Source organism: Methylocystis sp., assembly GCF_051062815.1.
Classification (GTDB): Bacteria; Pseudomonadota; Alphaproteobacteria; order Rhizobiales; family Beijerinckiaceae; genus Methylocystis.
This window is the reverse complement of sequence record NZ_JBPFDU010000096.1, coordinates 21,813-39,580: the sequence shown is the minus strand read 5'-3', so window position 1 is coordinate 39,580 and position 17,768 is coordinate 21,813. Positions and strand designations below refer to the sequence as shown.

18 protein-coding genes are annotated in these 17,768 nt (G+C 63.1%); 4 read left to right on the top strand and 14 right to left on the bottom strand.

From position 1 onward, the window contains the following. Window positions 1–49: 49 nt before the first annotated feature. From ACR65W_RS20025 to purL, 5 genes are all read right to left on the bottom strand, one after another. The gene (locus ACR65W_RS20025; RefSeq protein WP_434499479.1) at window positions 50–286 is read right to left on the bottom strand and encodes a hypothetical protein; all 237 of its coding nucleotides are present in this window, start codon (window positions 284–286) and stop codon (window positions 50–52) included. Window positions 287–508: 222 nt separating this feature from the next. Continuing rightward, window positions 509–856, bottom strand: coding sequence for a Grx4 family monothiol glutaredoxin (gene grxD, locus ACR65W_RS20020; protein ID WP_434499480.1), 348 nt, complete (start codon window positions 854–856; stop codon window positions 509–511). Window positions 857–887: 31 nt separating this feature from the next. Beyond that, window positions 888–1,121 (bottom strand): hypothetical protein, encoded by a 234-nt coding sequence (locus tag ACR65W_RS20015; protein WP_434499481.1) that lies wholly within the window; start codon window positions 1,119–1,121, stop codon window positions 888–890. 342 nt (window positions 1,122–1,463) lie between these two features. Beyond that, window positions 1,464–1,703, bottom strand: coding sequence for a BolA family protein (locus ACR65W_RS20010; RefSeq protein ID WP_196400202.1), 240 nt, complete (start codon window positions 1,701–1,703; stop codon window positions 1,464–1,466). Between the two features lies 1 nt (window position 1,704). Continuing rightward, on the bottom strand, window positions 1,705–3,951 hold the full coding sequence (gene purL / locus ACR65W_RS20005; RefSeq protein WP_434499482.1) for a phosphoribosylformylglycinamidine synthase subunit PurL: 2,247 nt from the start codon (window positions 3,949–3,951) through the stop codon (window positions 1,705–1,707). Window positions 3,952–4,297: 346 nt separating this feature from the next. On the opposite strand from purL, the gene ACR65W_RS20000 reads away from it, so the two are divergent. Further along, a complete protein-coding gene (locus ACR65W_RS20000; RefSeq protein ID WP_434499483.1) occupies window positions 4,298–6,016 on the top strand; it encodes an OmpW family outer membrane protein in 1,719 nt (572 codons plus the stop codon). Window positions 6,017–6,426: 410 nt separating this feature from the next. Here ACR65W_RS20000 and ACR65W_RS19995 read toward each other — a convergent pair whose 3' ends face one another. The 6 genes from ACR65W_RS19995 to ACR65W_RS19970 all read right to left on the bottom strand — a co-directional run bounded on the left by ACR65W_RS19995 (window position 6,427) and on the right by ACR65W_RS19970 (window position 12,224). Next, window positions 6,427–7,332 carry a ParB/RepB/Spo0J family partition protein gene (locus ACR65W_RS19995; RefSeq protein ID WP_434499484.1) on the bottom strand — a complete coding sequence of 302 codons (906 nt, stop codon included), beginning with the start codon at window positions 7,330–7,332 and terminating at the stop codon, window positions 6,427–6,429. 71 nt (window positions 7,333–7,403) lie between these two features. After that, a complete protein-coding gene (locus ACR65W_RS19990) occupies window positions 7,404–8,216 on the bottom strand; it encodes a ParA family protein (protein ID WP_434499485.1) in 813 nt (270 codons plus the stop codon). Further along, on the bottom strand, window positions 8,213–8,848 hold the full coding sequence (locus ACR65W_RS19985) for a 16S rRNA (guanine(527)-N(7))-methyltransferase RsmG (RefSeq protein ID WP_434499486.1): 636 nt from the start codon (window positions 8,846–8,848) through the stop codon (window positions 8,213–8,215). The genes ACR65W_RS19990 and ACR65W_RS19985 overlap by 4 nt, the downstream gene beginning before the upstream one ends. Beyond that, the gene (gene mnmG / locus ACR65W_RS19980) at window positions 8,845–10,698 is read right to left on the bottom strand and encodes a tRNA uridine-5-carboxymethylaminomethyl(34) synthesis enzyme MnmG (RefSeq protein ID WP_434503054.1); all 1,854 of its coding nucleotides are present in this window, start codon (window positions 10,696–10,698) and stop codon (window positions 8,845–8,847) included. The genes ACR65W_RS19985 and mnmG overlap by 4 nt, the downstream gene beginning before the upstream one ends. A 27-nt stretch (window positions 10,699–10,725) precedes the next feature. Next, on the bottom strand, window positions 10,726–12,024 hold the full coding sequence (mnmE, locus tag ACR65W_RS19975) for a tRNA uridine-5-carboxymethylaminomethyl(34) synthesis GTPase MnmE (RefSeq protein ID WP_434503052.1): 1,299 nt from the start codon (window positions 12,022–12,024) through the stop codon (window positions 10,726–10,728). After that, window positions 12,021–12,224: a hypothetical protein gene (locus tag ACR65W_RS19970; RefSeq protein ID WP_434503050.1), complete on the bottom strand. Its 204-nt coding sequence runs from the start codon at window positions 12,222–12,224 to the stop codon at window positions 12,021–12,023. The genes mnmE and ACR65W_RS19970 overlap by 4 nt, the downstream gene beginning before the upstream one ends. A gap of 59 nt (window positions 12,225–12,283) precedes the next feature. Here ACR65W_RS19970 and ACR65W_RS19965 point away from each other — a divergent pair, with 59 nt between their 5' ends. Continuing rightward, window positions 12,284–12,823 carry a GNAT family N-acetyltransferase gene (locus ACR65W_RS19965; protein WP_434503048.1) on the top strand — a complete coding sequence of 180 codons (540 nt, stop codon included), beginning with the start codon at window positions 12,284–12,286 and terminating at the stop codon, window positions 12,821–12,823. 23 nt (window positions 12,824–12,846) lie between these two features. Here the strand turns inward: ACR65W_RS19965 and rho are convergent, their stop codons facing one another. Further along, window positions 12,847–14,112 (bottom strand): transcription termination factor Rho, encoded by a 1,266-nt coding sequence (rho, locus tag ACR65W_RS19960; protein WP_018406432.1) that lies wholly within the window; start codon window positions 14,110–14,112, stop codon window positions 12,847–12,849. Window positions 14,113–14,426: 314 nt separating this feature from the next. Between rho and ACR65W_RS19955 the strand changes: the two genes are divergently transcribed. Further along, complete coding sequence (locus ACR65W_RS19955; RefSeq protein ID WP_434501341.1) at window positions 14,427–15,191, top strand: hypothetical protein; 765 nt, start codon at window positions 14,427–14,429, stop codon at window positions 15,189–15,191. Beyond that, the gene (locus ACR65W_RS19950) at window positions 15,181–16,236 is read left to right on the top strand and encodes an amidohydrolase family protein (RefSeq protein WP_434501340.1); all 1,056 of its coding nucleotides are present in this window, start codon (window positions 15,181–15,183) and stop codon (window positions 16,234–16,236) included. Before ACR65W_RS19955 ends, ACR65W_RS19950 begins: the two co-directional genes overlap by 11 nt. A 2-nt stretch (window positions 16,237–16,238) precedes the next feature. Here ACR65W_RS19950 and hemJ read toward each other — a convergent pair whose 3' ends face one another. Further along, the gene (gene hemJ / locus ACR65W_RS19945; RefSeq protein WP_434501339.1) at window positions 16,239–16,658 is read right to left on the bottom strand and encodes a protoporphyrinogen oxidase HemJ; all 420 of its coding nucleotides are present in this window, start codon (window positions 16,656–16,658) and stop codon (window positions 16,239–16,241) included. Window positions 16,659–16,660: 2 nt separating this feature from the next. Continuing rightward, window positions 16,661–17,692: a uroporphyrinogen decarboxylase gene (gene hemE / locus ACR65W_RS19940; protein WP_434501338.1), complete on the bottom strand. Its 1,032-nt coding sequence runs from the start codon at window positions 17,690–17,692 to the stop codon at window positions 16,661–16,663. Window positions 17,693–17,768 lie beyond the last annotated feature (76 nt).

Here is a 17,768-nt window from a genome sequence, read left to right as displayed (position 1 = left end):
TAATCGCGTCCTGGCGGCGTTGGAAGCCAGGACGCGCCGATCCGACTGCTCAGTCGTACATCATGCCATGTACGCCGTAGTAACGCTGATCCGGCCAAGCATAGGTCTTGCGGCGCGGAGCTGCGGCGGACCACTGCGCAGGGCTTTGATCCGTGATCGCCGGGTCGCTGGGATGGGCAGAGCGACGAGCGCGAGCGGAGCCATAATTGTCTTGGGCGACGGCGGGCGCGATTGATGCGGGCGCAACGAAAGCCGCCAGCGCGACAACCGTAAGCATGCGTTTCATGGGAGCGCTCCTTCAGTCGAAGCTCATCCGCCTGAGGCGCCGGTACGCCGGACGCTCGGATGCTCGACCCTTACTGTAATAACACTGTCATAAAACCGTGGTAGGGGCGCCGCCCGAAATTGTCATAGGTCCACGCACGCGCAAAAAATCCGGCGCGCGCCTGCCAACAGCGCGCCGGATTATTCTGAAGAAATATTCGACCGAGATGTGTTGCGACGCGCGCTAGGCCTTGCTGGCCTGAGCGCGCGGCACGCCTTCCTTGTCGAGCAGCGCGACGAGTTCGCCGCTCTGGAACATTTCCTTGGCGATGTCGCAGCCGCCGATGAATTCGTTCTTCACGTAAAGCTGCGGAATCGTCGGCCAGTTGGAATAGGCCTTGATGCCGTCGCGTATCACTCCATCGGCGAGCACGTTGATCGCCTTGTAAGGCACGCCGAGGTGGTTGAGGATCTGAACCACCTGCATGGAGAAGCCGCACTGCGGCGCCTGCGGCGTGCCCTTCATGAAGAGCACGACGTCGGACGACTCGATCTCGTTCTTGATGCGCGTGTTCGTATCTTCCGTGCTCATGTGCCTCCTTGCAGCGCCTGTTCGGCGCCCGTCAGTTGAACATCATCCCGTGACAGGCGCGCCTTGCGTCGACATCATCGCCGTATTTGTGTAGCTGCCGCAAATAGTTGCAGCCTAGAAAATAGGCGTTGGCCCATTGCTGATACTGCACCCACGCCGGCGCGGCCGGCGCGCAGCAAGGCTCGCGCCAACGCTGTGCAAAAGCGTTGCCACTTGAGAACGCGCAAATAAGGGCGAGAAGCACGACCGTCAATGTCTTCCTCATGACCTATCTCCGACTCTTGAGCGCGCCTTCGCCCCAAGCGGATCAGTCCAGCGCCATTCCGTGATGCCGGCGCCTATCATGGTGATAGTAGTAGTGAGTGCTGTCTCCATAGTGGCCGAGATGGGCGCAGGACCGATGATTCCATCCGCTGCGCTCACAAGCGGCGTGGCTCGGATGTCGGTCCGGCGACACATGACGCTTGTGATCCGCAAGCGCGGATTGACTCAAGGCGGATAGTCCCAAAACTGCCGCTAACACCACGCGTTTGATCATCCGAAAGCTCCCCAGCTGAGCGAAGGCTACGTGTCACACATATGTCACACGCAGTCCGCTTCAACGGGGCTAAACGCTTTCCGGCGCCCGCGTCGTCAGCTGCAGCGCATGCAACTCGCCGCCGAGCCGGTCGCCGAACGCGGCGTTGACCAGTTGATGCTGCTTGACGCGGGTGAGACCGCGGAAGCTTTCGGAGACGACCGTCGCCGCCCAATGATCGTCGTCGTTGACGAGCGCGGTCAGCTCCACCTGCGCGTCGGGTATCGCGGACTTGATGAGACGCTCGATTTCAGCGGAGGGCATGGGCATTTTATGACACCTGTGTCGGGAAAGCGCCCGAAAGCGCATCGTCATCTCCAGCCATGAAGGCCGGCAGCGGGGCTTCATGCGCCTTGCGCAGCTCGGTCAGCAATATCGGCGCCTCGCCGGGCAGGATCAAGGCGTCGCCCCCGGCGCGGCCGATCGCCAGAATGGGCACGCCCGCCGCCGCGCCCTCTCGGACCACCTCGGCGGCGTCCTCGCCCTGTGGAATGGTGACGAGATAGCGGGCCTGGTCTTCTCCAAACAGCGTCGCGTGTCCAGGACCCGATGGGAGCTCCGCGATTTCGGCTCCCCTGTCGCCGCAGAGCGCCATTTCCGCCAGCGCGACGGCGAGGCCGCCATCCGAGAGGTCATGCGCCGCGCTGGCGCGCCCGGAAAGAATCAGTCCCCGAACGAAGTCGCCGTTGCGGCGCTCGGCGGCGAGATCGACCGGCGGCGGCGCGCCGTCCGTGCGCCCGCATAGATCATGCGCATAGGCTGATTGGCCGAGCCAGCCTTTCGTCTCGCCGATAAGCAGGATCGCGTCGCCTGCTCTCGCGAAGCCGGTTTGCGCCGCCTTGGCGACGTCGGCGATCAGTCCGACGCCGCCGATCGCCGGGGTGGGCAGAATACCGGCGCCCTGCGTCTCGTTGTAGAGCGAGACGTTTCCCGAAACGATGGGGAAATCCAGCGCGCGGGCGGCTTCGCCGATCCCCTCCAGGCAACCGACGAACTGGCCCATATATTCGGGCCGCTCCGGATTGCCGAAATTCAGATTGTCGGTGAGCGCCAGCGGCGTCGCGCCGCGCACGGTGATGTTGCGCCAGCTTTCAGCGACCGCCTGCTTGCCGCCCTCGTAAGGGTCGGCGGCGCAATAGCGCGCGGTGACGTCGGTGGTCAGCGCCAGACCTTTCGGTCCCTCCTTCACCCTGACCACGGCGGCGTCGCCGCCGGGCGGCCGCACGCTATTGCCGAGAATGAGGTGGTCATATTGCTCCCAGACCCAGCGCTTTGAGCAGAGATTCGGCGTCGCCAGGAGTTTCAGCAGCGCTTCGCGGTTCGACAGGGGCGATTTGATCGACGCCGCGTCGATCGCCGGCTGTTTCGGCGTTTGCGTCCAGGGACGATCGTAGAGTGGCGCTTCGTCGCCCAGTTCCTTGATCGGCAAATTGGCCTTCACCTCGCCCTTGTGCTTGACGACGAAGCGCAGCGAGTCGGTCGTCCTGCCGACGATCGCGAAGTCGAGTCCCCATTTTTTGAAGATCGCCTCGGCTTGCTCTTCGAGTTCGGGCTTGAGAACCATGAGCATACGCTCCTGGCTCTCCGAGAGCATCATTTCATAGGCGGTCATCCCCTGTTCGCGGCAGGGAACGGCGTCGAGATCGAGCTCGATGCCGAGATTGCCCTTGGCGCCCATCTCCACCGCCGAAGATGTCAGTCCGGCGGCGCCCATATCCTGGATGGCGATGACCGCGCCCGACGCCATGAGCTCCAGGCAGGCCTCTAACAGCAGCTTCTCCGAAAAAGGATCGCCGACCTGCACGGTGGGGCGCTTTTCCTCCGCGTCCTCCTCAAAGGACGCCGAGGCCATGGTGGCGCCGTGGATGCCGTCGCGGCCGGTCTTAGAGCCAAGATACACGATCGGATTTCCGACGCCGGCGGCGGCCGAATAGAAAATCGAGTCGGCCCGCGCGAGCCCGACCGCCATGGCGTTGACGAGAATATTGCCGTCGTAGGAGGGATCGAATTCCGTCGAGCCGCCAACGGTGGGCACGCCGAAACTATTGCCATAGCCGCCAACGCCGGCGACGACGCCCGCCACGAGCCGCCGCGTTTTCGGATGCGAAGGGCGGCCGAAGCGCAGGAGGTTCAAGCAGGCGATCGGCCGCGCGCCCATCGTGAAGACGTCGCGGAGGATGCCGCCGACGCCGGTCGCCGCGCCTTGATAGGGTTCGATAAAGGAAGGGTGGTTGTGGCTCTCCATCTTGAAGACGCAGGCGTCGCCATCGCCAATGTCGATGACGCCGGCGTTCTCGCCCGGACCGCGAATCACCCAAGGGGCTTTGGTCGGAAGCTTGCGCAGATGCACGCGCGACGACTTGTAGGAACAGTGTTCGTTCCACATCGCCGAGAATATGCCGAGTTCGGTGAAGCTCGGCGCGCGGCCGATGAGAGTTAGGATGCGCGCATATTCGTCGGGCTTGAGGCCATGCGCGGCGGCGAGCTCCGGCGTAACGGCGGGTTCGGTCGCGCTCACTTAACCTCGCATTGATGTGAAAATCTCGGCCGCGCTTCGAGGGTCTTCGCCGCGCTGCGGCGGCGCAAGGATTACTGCGCGCCGTCTGGCGCGGCAAGCCGCGCCTATGCCTAAAGTCGCATCCAAAACGCTCTGCACGGCAGCGGTTGCAGCAAAGCGATGTTCGTTATCCCACATGAATCCCAAGGGAATGTTGCCCGAGAGCCACAGCGGCCAAGAATGAGCACGCCACAGCCTAATTTTGCATCAGACTTAGTTGCATTACAAAAATTTTATAGCAACGTGAATGGGACTTCGGCGCCTTCGTCGTCGACCGTCTACCGCAGAATTTAATCCGGGGGTTCCGATGAAGAATTTTGTTCGCGGCGCGCTAGCCGCTCTTATGGTCGGGAGCGTGGGCGCCGCCGCCCAGGCCGCCGATCTGCCCAGCTATAAGGCGCCGCCGCCGCCGCTTCCGCCGGTGTTCACCTGGACGGGTCTCTACGGCGGCGTCAACATTGGTTACGCCTTCGGCGCCAGCTCCTCGGAAACCGGCGGTCTCTCCTACATCAGCGCGGGCGCCCTCGGAGTGGCGCCGATGGGGTCGGCCTGGACCACCGGACAGAATCTGCAAGGCGTCGTGGGCGGCGCACAGCTCGGCTACAATTATCAGTTCAACCCCTGGCTCGTCCTTGGCGCCGAGGCGGATATCCAGGCCGCCGATATTGGGTCCCACGGCAACGCCGCGGTCGGACTCGTCGACGCCATAGGACCCCATGTGCAGTCGGTTAATTCGACGAAGAAGGTCGATTGGTTCGGCACGGTGCGCGGCCGGATCGGCTTCACGCTGCCGTCCATGCCCAATCTGATGGTTTACGGCACAGGCGGCTTCGCCTATGGCCAAGTCGTCCACAACGCCGGGTTCGCCGACAATTACACCTTCGCGGGCGCGACGGCGTTCGGCGGAGGCCCGCTCGGCCATGGCTATTATGACAACACCAGAGTCGGCTGGGCGGCGGGCGGCGGCCTCGAATGGTCGCCCTCGATGTTCCCGGCGTGGTCGCTCAAGGCCGAATATCTCTATGTCGATCTGGGATCGACGAACGCGAATTCGGTGCCGCTTAACGGCGGCGTTCCGGCGATCCTCCAGGGGGCCCTCGGCCCCACAATGCCGCAGTTCGCAGCGACGCAGAGTTCGCCGACCCGCTTTCATACGGTTCGCGCGGGCATCAACTGGCACTTCGATCCCTTCGCGGTCGTGGCGCCGTCGAGCGCGAGCGGCGCCTTGCCGTCCGTCAAGGGACCCCCGCCGGCTTTCGTCGACAGCTATCAGCCGTTTCAGGTCCGCCTGAAGGTCGGCGGCGTCATTCCGCTGAACGGCCATGGCACGACTTTCGACTCGGGCGCGGGATATCCCGGCTTGGGTTCGATCGGCGCGCTCTCGGGCCTGACCGGCGCGAATGGCGTGATCGCCGGCGCGAGCACGAATACGTCCACGTCAATCATTCCCATGCTCGACGCGGCCTATTACCTCACCAAGAACTGGGCGATCGAAGCGATCTGCTGTGTCGCTCCGGCTCACATCCAGGGCACCGGCACGATCGCCAGCGACTTCGCTCGCACCTGGGTGTTCCCGCCGTCGGTCATGTTGCAATACCACGCCACCAATTTCGGCAAGTTCCAGCCTTATGTCGGCGTCGGCGTCAACTTCACCACCTTCTGGAACACCCGCGTCAACAACGACGTGTGGGGCATCCCGATGATGCCCGGCTCGACGCTTTCCGGTTTGGGCATCCCGGCCGTGCTCAGCACGTTCCAATACGCCACGGTCGCGCCGTCCTGGGGCGTGGTCGGCCAGGCTGGCGTCGACTATATGTTCAACGAACATTGGGGCGTGAACGTCGACTTCAAATATATCGGCATGCACCCGATGGTGCACTCCACGGTGGTCTCTTTTGTGCCGGGAGCACCCGGGCTGGGAGCGATCTTCATCCCGGTCAAGGTGTCGCTGCCGATCAATCCGATCGTCATCTCCGCGGGTCTGACCTATCGCTTCGGCGGCAGCCTCCTGTCGCCGCTGTTCTAAGGTTAGCAGTCATGTGAAACCGGCCCTTGCGGGTCGGTTTCAATTACAAAAAACCCCCGGCTCACGCCGGGGTTTTTTTTTCGCCAGGGCATCGCTGAGATGGCGCGCCAACAGCGATCGAGGAGCGACGCCCGCTCAGCTTGATCGCACACGTTCGCAAGATAGGGCGGGCGATCTTTCATTCATTCGAATCATGGGGCAAGGCGAGTGCGGACGCGATGGCGGGCCGCCGGGTTCCAGCTGGCTGAAGCTGACGGAGCATCGTTCGATAATATCGGTAGGCGGATACTGGCGATCGAGGAAAGCCGCGCCGCGTCTGGCGAAGCTCCATTGGCGCTGAAAGACGGCGCCATCCAACTGACTCTGTCGCCGGACGCAGTTTGACGTCGACGTTGTGCTCAAGGGGAAATCTATTCCGTCAGCAGCCGACAAATCGAGTCGAGTTGCTCCAACGATTCGTAGCGAATCCGAAGTTCGCCCCTTTCATCCTCGGCGCGAAGTTCGACACGCATACCGAGGGCGTCGCTCAAGGTCTTTTCGATCGCGCGCGCGTCGGCGTCCTTGGCGAAATTCTTGGTGGAATTCTTGGCGGAATCCTTGGCGGAACGCGGCGAGCGTCCCGACCGGCCCGCCTCCTCGGCGTGATCCTTCGCCAATCGCTCGACGTCGCGAACCGTCAATCCCTTTTCAACGATGCGCCGCGCCACCGCCGCCGGATCGGCGACGGCGAGGAGCGCGCGCGCGTGACCGGCCGAAATCGCGCCCTCGGCCACGAGCTTTTTCGCCTCCTCCGGTAAATTGAGCATGCGAATCGTATTGGCGATGTGAGACCGGCTCTTGCCGATGATTTTCGCAATGTCGCCGTGGGAATATCCAAACTCCGCGCCGAGCCGCTCATAGCCCTTCGCCTCCTCAACGGCGTTGAGGTCGGCGCGCTGCACATTCTCGATGATCGCGAGTTCGAGCGCTTCCTTGTCGTTCGCCTCGTGAATGACGACCGGCACGTCGGAAAGGCCGGCCATCTGCGCCGCGCGCCAGCGCCGCTCGCCCGCGATGATTTCATAGGCGTCGGCGACGCCGACGATGACGCGCACGATGATGGGCTGGATCACGCCCTTCTCGCGAATCGATGCGGTCAGTTCGGCCAGATCCTCTTCGCGAAAAGAAATGCGCGGATTGCGCGGGTTCGGGCGCAAAAACTCGATCGGCGCCTTTCGCGGGCCGCGCGGCCGCTCGGCCGGGGTGGCGTCCGCGGCGGCGTCGCCCAGAAGCGCCGCCAATCCCCGGCCCAGCCGGCGCCGCGATTCATCCGCCATCTTGAAAGGCTCCTTCTTTGCTCTTAGGATGCTTGGCTCTTGGGCTGCTTGGCTCTTGGGCTGCTTGGCGCTTAGGCTGCGCGCAACCGCTTCTCGCGCTGGATCACTTCCGAGGCGAGCTTCAGATAGGCCTGACTGCCCGAGCATTTGAGGTCATAGAGCAGCACCGGCTTGCCATGTGAAGGGGCCTCCGAGACCCTGACGTTGCGCGGGATCATCGTCTGATAGACCTTCTCGCCCATGAAACGACGCACGTCTGCGACGACCTGATTGGCGAGGTTGTTGCGCGGGTCGTACATCGTCAGAACGACGCCGTGGATGGACAACTTATGGTTGAGAGTCTGTCTAACCTGCTCGACCGTCGAGAGGAGCTGGGACAGCCCTTCCAGTGCGAAGAATTCGCACTGCAAGGGCACGACGACGGCGTCGCTGCTGGCTAATGCGTTGATTGTCAAGAGATTTAGCGACGGCGGGCAGTCGATCAGAATATAGCTGAAGCGCCGCTCATCATCATGATCGGCCGCCAGCTCGGCGAAGGCGCGCTTCAACCTGTAGGCGCGATCCTTATCATTGGCGATTTCGAGTTCGACGCCAAGCAAATCCAGAGTCGACGGCGCGATCGAGAGCCGCGGCACCGCCGTGGCGATGATCGCGTCGGCGAGGCTCGATTCGCCGAGCAGCACGTCATAGGTCGAGATCGTGCGATGATGACGGTCGACGCCGAGGCCCGTCGAAGCATTGCCCTGCGGATCGAGGTCGATGACGAGAACTTCCTCGCCGACCGCCGCGAGCGCGGTGCCGAGATTGATGGCGGTGGTCGTCTTGCCCACGCCGCCCTTTTGATTGGCCAGCACAAAAATGCGCGGCGAAGAGGAAGCGGTCACTGGGGAGCCTTGTGCTTGACGACGACGACACGCGCGCCCTTACGGGTGCGGCTGTCCGCCGATTCGCAGCTCAAGCTACCGAGCGCCTCGACCGCGGTCAATTCGTCTCGCCACTCTTCCCCCTTTAAAAACACGCCAATGGCGCCTTTTTTTAGCGGCCCTTCGGCGAGCTGCACGAGGCGAGAGAGCGGCGCCAGGGCGCGGGCGCTGACGCCGCCGACTTCGGCGGCGATATTCGGCAGAACGCTTTCGATCCGCTCGGCATGAATGACCGCAGGCGCTCCTGTTTCACGTGAAACAGCGCGGAGGAATCCAGCCTTGCGTTGATCGCTCTCAATCAGGTGCACGACTGCATCAGGCGTCGACTTCATCAAGAGCGCCGTCACAAGCCCCGGAAAGCCTGCGCCGGACCCCAGGTCCGCCCAACATCGGATGTGAGGCGCGACGGCGTGAATTTGCGCCGAATCGGCGAAGTGCCGCAGCCAAATTTCGTCGAGCGTCGCCGAGGAGACCAGATTGATTTTCGCCTGCCAGCGGCGCAGCAGGGACTCGTAGATCTCAAGCTGCGCTTCAATCGGTTTGAGTTCCGGGAACAGTTCGAGCGCCTCCTCCCGGCAAGATCTGTCTCTCACGCGCGGCGCGCCCGCGCCGCAAGCAGCGTCAACGCTGAAGGCGTCATGCCGTCGATCCGCTGCGCCTGGCCGATCGTGCGCGGCCGCAGGTAGCTCAATTTTCCGCGTAATTCCGCCGAGAGCCCGGCGATCGCCGCATAATCCAATCCGTCCGGCAGCGCCAGGCGCTCATCGCGTCGATACGCGTCGATATCGGCCTGCTGGCGGTCGAGATAAACGGCGTAGCGCGCCTCGGTCTCCAGCCGCTGGGCGGTATCGGCGTCAATTCCGCTGAACTCTGGCCAGATCGACGCCAGGCGATCCAGCGTGATGTCCGGAAAGGCCAGTAGCCCGTAGGCGCTGCGGCGCAGCCCGTCCTGATTGACCGGCAGACCGTGCCGGCGCGCCGCGGCTGAGGTCAATTCGCGCGCCTGCAGCATGGTGCGCGCGGCCTGCAGGCTGCCCGCGCGAACTGCGTGATGCGACGCCCGAACAGCGCCGACGCAGCCGATCTCGATCCCGCGCGGCGTTAGGCGCTCGTCGGCGTTGTCGGCGCGCAGCGACAGGCGATATTCGGCGCGCGAGGTGAACATGCGATAGGGCTCGCTGACCCCCCGGGTGACGAGATCGTCAACCATCACGCCGAGATAGGCTTCCGCCCGATCGAAGACGATTGCGGCCGTTCCGGCGGCGTGGCGCGCCGCATTGATCCCGGCGAGCAGCCCCTGCGCCGCAGCCTCTTCATAGCCGGTGGTGCCGTTGATCTGCCCGGCGAAGAAAAGACCGCGAAAACGCTTGGTTTCTATGGTCGCCGAGAGTTCACGCGGATCGACATAGTCATATTCGATCGCATAGCCCGGCCGCAGTATGCGGGTTTCCTCAAGTCCAGGAATGGCGTTGATGAAGGCCTGCTGGGTCGCGAGCGGCAGCGAGGTCGAGACGCCGTTCGGATAAACGGTGTCGTCGTCGAGCCCTTCTGGCTCCAGAAAGATCTGATGGGCGTCGCGGTCGGCGAAACGCGTCACCTTGTCCTCGATCGAGGGACAATAGCGCGGTCCTGGGCCGGAAATGGCGCCCGTTCGCATTGGCGAGCGATGCAGATCGTCGAGAATGATCCGATGCGCGGCCGGCGTCGTGCGGGTGACGCCGCAGGCGATCTGGCGGTTCGCGATCGCCGTCGTCAGATAGGAAAAGGCTTCCGGCGTCGGGTCGCCCCATTGTTCTTCGAGCGCCGCCCAGCGGATGCTGCGCCCGTCGAGCCGCGGCGGCGTGCCGGTCTTGAGCCGCGCGACCGCAAAGCCGGCCTCGCGCAACCGTCGGCTTAATCCGTTCGACGGCGCATCGCCCATTCTCCCGGCCGGCGTCCGCGCATCGCCGATATGGATCACCCCGCCGAGAAAGGTGCCGGCGGCGACCACGACGGACGCGGCCCTGATCTCGCCCTCGGCGGTGACGACGCCGCGAACAGTTTCGCCCTCCATCAGCAGATCTTCGACGCTGGCTTCGACGATCGTCAGATTTTCAGTCTCATTCAGCGCCGCCTGCATCGCCGCGCGATAGAGCTTGCGGTCGGCCTGGGCGCGCGGACCGCGCACCGCCGGGCCCTTGGAGCGGTTGAGCACGCGGAACTGGATGCCGGCGGCGTCGGCCACCCGCCCCATCAGACCGTCGAGCGCGTCGATCTCCCTTACCAGCTGGCCCTTGCCGAGCCCGCCGATCGCCGGATTGCAGGACATTTCGCCAATTTTTGCGCGGTTCTGGGTTACGAGCGCCGTGCGCGCGCCTAGACGCGCCGCTGCCGCCGCAGCCTCGCAGCCCGCGTGGCCGCCGCCGATCACAATGACATCGAATTGCTTCATCCCGGAATTCATGGTCTGGCCTGTTTCACGTGAAACATATCATTTGCCAATACAGAAGCGCGAGAAAACCGCATCGAGGATCTCCTCGACGTCGACCGCGCCGACAATCCGGCCGAGCGCCCTGCTGGCGCGGCGCAATTCCTCCGCCTGAAGCTCGAGCGCTTCGCCGTCAACCAATATAGAATCAATGCTTTCAACGGCTTGCTCCAGCGCCTGGCGATGCCTTTCTCGCACGATCACCGACGTCGCGCCGTCACCGAGTCGCGCCCGGGCGCGCGCTTCAATCGCTGCCGCCAGCGTCTCAAGCCCCTCGCCGCTCAAGGCGCAGACCCCAATCGCGCCTTCAGGCGCCGGCGTCAGATCGGTTTTGGTCGCGACGCGGATCGTCTCGACGTCCTGTTCCGGCGGCGCCTCTGCAGAATCCGAGAGCCACAGCGCCAGATCGGCGGTTTCGACCCGGGCGAGCGTCCGATCGACTCCGATCCGCTCGATCGCGTCGGCCGCCTCGCGCAGACCTGCCGTGTCGATCAATGTCACCGGCAAACCGCCAATATCAAGATGGGCTTCGATCATATCCCTCGTCGTGCCGGGAATCGGCGAGACGATCGCCAGATCGCGGCGCGTCAGCGCGTTGATCAGAGTCGACTTGCCGACATTCGGCCGCCCGAGAATCATGACGAGAAAACCGTCACGCATACGCTCCGAGGCTGGCGCGAGCCGCAGCTCCCCCCGCATGTCCTCGGCAAGCGGCGAAAGCAGCACGCGGAGCCGCGCCGGCGAAAACGCGCCGACATCCGCCTCGTCGCTGAAGTCGAGCTCGGCTACGACAAGCGCCAGCGACTCCACCAGCGCCGCCCGCCAGCCCTCGACTTTTCGGCGCAACGCGCCGCCTGCCACCCGCAACGCCTGCCGCCGCTGCGCCCCGGTTTGCGCATCGATGAGATCGGCGAGCGCTTCCGCCTGAGAGAGATCGAGCTTGCCATTGGCGAAGCTGCGGCGCGCGAATTCGCCGGGATCGGCCGGCCGTAGGCCGGGGAGGCGATGCAAGGCGGCGAGCGCGCCCTCGACGACCGCGCGGCCGCCATGAAGCTGCAGCTCGCCGTAATCTTCCCCGGTTGACGACGCGGGACCGGGAAAGAACAGCGCGATCCCCCGATCAAGCATTTCCCCAGTTTGAGGATCGCGGAGAATCGCAAAACTCGCCTGCCGCGGCGCCGGGAGCTTGCCGGCGAGCGCCTTGATCGCCTCCCCCGCCCCCGGCCCCGAAATCCGGATGACGGCGATCGCCGCTCGCCCTGCGCCGGTGCCAAGCGCGAAGATGGTGTCCTGCGCCGTCATTGGCCGGCGGTCTCTCGGCGCTCCGGCGCAGCTATGAAAATTCCCGATCGCCTGCTCCCGTTCAACGGGTCGAGACCAAAAATGCTGCAGCGCACAAGCGGCGGGCTCCGGTCGATGAACGCGCAGGACTCGCCGGCGTCGCGCTCCAGATCGCGCGCAACGCCGACCATCATCCACACATTGGCGAAATCCTTGAACATGCGCGCCGCTTATTTCCTTCGCCGCTGGCATTCGCAAGGCCTGTCCGGCACAAAGACATATGCGAACGCGAGCAATATGTCGCCGGCTCAACGGCTCGGACGCGGACCGCTTTCAGACGCTGCGACTTGAGAGCTTTACGTTGGAGCCTCGCGCCTTTCGCTTCGCGCCGGAAGATGAGGCGCATATCGCGCCAGACGCGGTCGCAGCGCGCCTGCAGCGCGACTTTGTCGTCGGCGCGTTCAACGCTGAAGACTCGCAAATGATTGGCGTTGGCGGACTCGCTTGGAGCGACGGCGTCAAGACGCGCCACAAGGCGCTGCTCTACGGCATGTATGTGAAGGCCGCTGAGCGCGGATCGGGCGCCGCCGACGAGATCATGAAAAGACTGATCGACGAGGCGCGCGGCAGCGTCGAGATCGTCACGCTTACCGTCGTCTCGACGAACTTTCGCGCGCTGCGCTTCTACGAACGGTGGGGATTTCGCGCCTATGGCGTTGAAGAGCGCTCAGCGAAAAACGGCGACGGCGATTATCTCGACGAAACGCTGATGGCGCTTCGTTTCGCTGATGAGAAGAGGCGACAAGACGAGAGCCGATGACTCGGCCCGAACGCTGATCGCCGTCACGTATTCATCGAATCGAAGAAGCCCAGATTGTTCTTCGTCTCGCGCAGCTTTCCGAGCAGGAATTCGATCGCGTCGACCGTGCCCATCGGATTGAGGATACGGCGCAGCACGTACATCTTCTTGAGGATGTCGGGCGCAACGAGCAGCTCTTCCTTGCGGGTGCCGGAACGGGTGATGTCCAGCGCCGGGAAAATACGCTTGTCGGAAACCTTGCGGTCGAGAATGATCTCGCTGTTGCCGGTGCCCTTGAACTCTTCGAAGATGACTTCGTCCATGCGCGAACCCGTGTCGATCAAGGCCGTCGCGATGATCGTCAGCGACCCCCCTTCCTCGATATTGCGCGCCGCGCCGAAGAAGCGCTTGGGCCGCTGCAGCGCGTTGGCGTCGACGCCGCCGGTCAGCACCTTGCCGGACGACGGCACGACGGTGTTGTAAGCGCGCCCGAGCCGCGTAATCGAATCGAGCAGGATCACCACGTCGCGGCCGTGTTCGACGAGACGCTTCGCCTTCTCGATCACCATTTCGGCGACTTGCACGTGGCGCACCGCCGGCTCGTCGAAGGTCGAGGAGACGACCTCGCCCTTCACCGAACGCTGCATGTCGGTGACTTCCTCGGGCCGCTCGTCGATGAGCAGCACGATGAGATAGCACTCGGGATGATTGGTCGTGATCGACTGCGCGATATTCTGCAGGAGCACGGTCTTGCCGGTGCGCGGCGGCGCCACGACCAGCGCGCGCTGCCCTTTGCCGATCGGCGCGACGAGATCGATGATGCGCGACGAGAGATCCTTGCGGGTCGGGTCTTCAATCTCGAGCTTGAGGCGCTCGTCCGGATAGAGCGGCGTCAGATTGTCGAAGGGCACCTTGTGGCGCACCTTCTCGGGATCTTCGAAATTGATGCTGTTGACTTTTAACAGCGCGAAATAGCGTTCGCCCTCTTTTGGGCTTCGGATCATGCCCTCGACCGTGTCGCCGGTGCGCAGGCCGAACTTTCGGATCTGCGAGGGCGAGACGTAAATGTCGTCGGGACCGGCGAGATAGTTCGCGTCGGGCGACCGCAGGAAGCCGAAGCCGTCCTGCAGCACTTCGACGACGCCGACGCCGACGATTTCGACGTCGCGACTGGCGAATTGTTTCAGAATCGCGAAGAGGAGCTCCTGCTTACGCAGGAGCGAGGCGTTCTCGACTTCGTGCTCTTCGGCAAAAGCGAGGAGTTCGGCAGCGGACTTGGCCTTCAAGTCCGAAAGTTTAATTTCCCGCATTCAGGAGGAACCTTGGGTATTAGCTGGCGCGCAGGTGGAAACGAGCCGGAGAGAAGAGGTGGGGCGGGGGAGACGGCCTTCGGGGAGCGCCGGCGAAAATCCGGCGATGCCGCTACAAGCAGACACGGGCCTCAGAGGGATAGGGTTCACTTAGACAATTTCCAGACATGAATCAAGAGTTCCGTTAAAGCGGCGCTAACGCGCCAAACCGGCCGGCGCCGCTGGCGCAGCCGGACTGGCGCAGCCGGACTTGGGCGCCGCATAATCTTTTCTGCTTTGCTCATCTCACCCCTCTTTTGCTCATGGGACTTCAGATGGCCGCCATCAATCTCGCTCGCTATCCGGTTCGATTGGACGGCGAAAGCGCCGACGTCGGCGACGCCGAGGAGCTTGTCGTCCTTCTCGACGTTCTCAACGGCCGCCGCGACCGGGACGTTCTCACGCAGCTGCGCCCGCATTTGCCGCAAATCATTCGCAAGCCTTCGGACCTGCCGCTACTGATGCGCGGGCTCGATCGCGACGACCAGATCTTCCTCGTCGAGGCGATGGCCGATTCCTTGGCCGACGCTCTGCAGACCGCGCGTCACCTGCGCGAACTGCTGGCGACGATCGCGGAGCCGCAAGTCCGATTGAGCGTCATTGACACTCTAAAGGGACCAGGATTGCGCAAGCTCATCGTCAGCGCGCGGGACCTTTCAGGCGCTCTGGAATGGACCTATGCGCAACGCAGCCGGCGGCTTCTTGAACTTCTCGGCGCCGGTTATTTGCGTCGCCTCATCCGCCATGGCGACGATCTGGCGCTCACGCTAAACGCACTTGCCGAAGACGCTCAAAGCGCGCTGCTCGACAGCATCGGATTCGCACGCGTCGCGGAGTTGACGCGCAACGCGCGCGATCTGGCGCTGCTGCTGCGCGCGCTCCCGCCCACCATCAGCGCGACTCTGCTTGATCAATTCGATCGCCGACAGCTCGTCGAGATCATCGGCGATCGCCGGGCCTGGCTTTACCTCTACAATCGAATCAGGCCGGACGAGGCCGTCCAGTTGCTCGCCAAGCTCGGAGCGGACAATGCCCTATGAACCATCGCGTATTTCGCGCCGCAAAACGCAAGACGTCGGTTCGCTTGCGCGGCTTCGCGGCAGCAAACGCCGGATGATTGACGCGCATCTTCACGTCGTCGATTTCGTTCAGGAGACGCCAGGCGGACCGGCGCTCATCGATCACATGGATCGCGCCAACGTCGATAAGGCGGTGATCTTCGGACTTCCCGTGCGTAAGCTTTGGAACGAATACGACCGCGAGCCGCCGGACTATTATCTCGCCAATGACGCGCACTGCTATTATTACGCCTATACGGACGTCATCGTCGCCGAAATGGTGCGCGCTCTCCCCGCAGAGCATCAGAGCCGACTCTATCCGTTGATCTGCGGCTTCAATCCAGTCGATCGCTACGCCATTCGTCACGTCGAGCGGCTATATGCGCAATATCCCGACGTGTGGAGCGGCATTGGCGAAATGCTGTTGCGCCACGACGATCTCACCGCCTTCACCTTCGGCGAAAATGCGCGCGCCAACCATCGCGCGCTCTACCCAATCTACGAATTTGCCGGCCACTACGACCTTCCCGTGCTGTTGCATCAAAACGTCACAGCGGTTTCGAAGGGCGATCATCCCGTCTATCTCTTCGAACTTGAAGAGGCGCTGCGCGAATTTCCGCGCACGCGCTTCATCTTCGCGCATTGCGGCATGTCGCGACGCGTGAATGCGCCCTTCTATTATCAGATGGTCGAGCGGCTGCTCGACCAATATCCCAACGTGTGCGTCGATTATTCATGGGTGATCTACGACGTCGCCATCTGCCCTGATTGCGCGCCTGACGAAAATTGGCTGGCGCTCACCGAACGCCATAGTAACCGAATTTGTCTCGGCTCGGACCTCGTCGCCAAGTTTGAACGCTTGGGACCAGAACTCCAACGCTATGATGTTTTTCTTGACCGCTTAAGTGAGAACGCTTGCGCAGATCTCTGCTGGCGAACCGCGGAGCGCATCTATGGGGCCAATAAGTGCAAGGTGAATGGCGCCGCGCGGCCGATCGCGCCCGACTGGGAGAAGATCGTCGCCTAAAGTCAGAACGGCTTGACGATCACTAGAATAACGACGCCAATCATCAGCAGGGTCGGCAGTTCATTGAAGATGCGATAGTAGCGCGGCGAATGAACATTGGCGTCTTCCGCGAAACGGCGCATCAGCGCGCCGTCATGAATATGCGCGGCGGTCAGCAGCACGACGAGCGTCGCTTTCACATGAAACCATCCTGACGACAGCGCGCCTCCCTCAACGGCCAGATAGATTCCGGTCATCCAAGCGACGAGCATCGCCGGCGTCATGATGTAGCGATAGAGCCGCCGCTCCATGATCTTGAACGTCTCAGAGAGCGTCCCCTCGCCCGCGCTGGCATGGTAGACGAAGAGACGCGGCAGATAGAGAAGCCCCGCCATCCACGAGATGATGGCGATCACATGCAGCGCCTTGATCCAGACGTACATCGTCAGACTCCCCGTCGCACGCGGGCGACAAGGCGCTCGACGTTTTCGATCGGCGTCTGCTGCAAGATGCCGTGACCAAGATTGAAGATATGCGGACGGCCTTCGAAGGCGGCGAGAATCGAATCGACTTCGCGGTCGAGCGCTTCTCCGCCGGCGACAAGCACGAGAGGATCGAGATTGCCCTGCAGCGGCACATTCGATTCGGTTTGCGCGACGGCCCATGCGGGATCGAGCGCCGTATCGATCCCGTAAGCATCGGCGCCGATCATTTGCGTGAGCTTGGGCAAATGCGCGTCAGCGCCGCGTATGAAGGCGATCACAGGCGTTTGCGGATGGCGCGCTTTGACGCCTTCAACGATCCGCCGGACCGGCGCCGCCGACCAGCGCTGAAATTCATTTGCCGGCAAGACGCCGGCCCAGCTGTCGAAGATCTGCACGACCTCGACGCCGGCCTCGATCTGACGCGCAAGATAGTCGATCGACGCCTCAACGACGCGATCGATCAGCTGCGCGAAAGCGTCGGGATAACGATAGGCGAACAGACGCGCCGGCGCCTGATCGGGCGTGCCCTGCCCGGCGATCATATAGCTCACGACCGTGAACGGCGCCCCGCAAAAACCGATGAAAGCGACATCCGAAGGCAGCGCCGTTTTTACAAGATCGATTGTCTCGAATACCGGCGAAAGGTGCTCAATCTTGAATGCTCCGAGTCGCTGCGCCTGCTCCGGCGTTTCAATCGGTTCAAGCCGCGGCCCGGCGCCGCTCTCGAAGGAAACCCGTTGGCCCATGGCGTCGGGCACCACAAGAATGTCGGAGAAGAGAATCGCCGCGTCGAAATGAAAGCGCCGGATCGGCTGCAACGTCACGTCCGCCGCCTTCTGCGGCGAATAGCAGAAATCGAGAAAGCTTTTCGTCGTCGCCCGGACGTCGCGATATTCGGGAAGGTAACGACCCGCCTGACGCATCAGCCACAGCGGCGGAACGCTTCGCACCTGTCTGCGCAGAACCGAAAGAAGCGCCTTCTCGTCCGCCATCGCGTTCGCTCCGTCTGTCGTCCTCGGCAAGCGGCGTAGCGCGAAACGCCATTAAAACAAAATTCATTTTAATAAG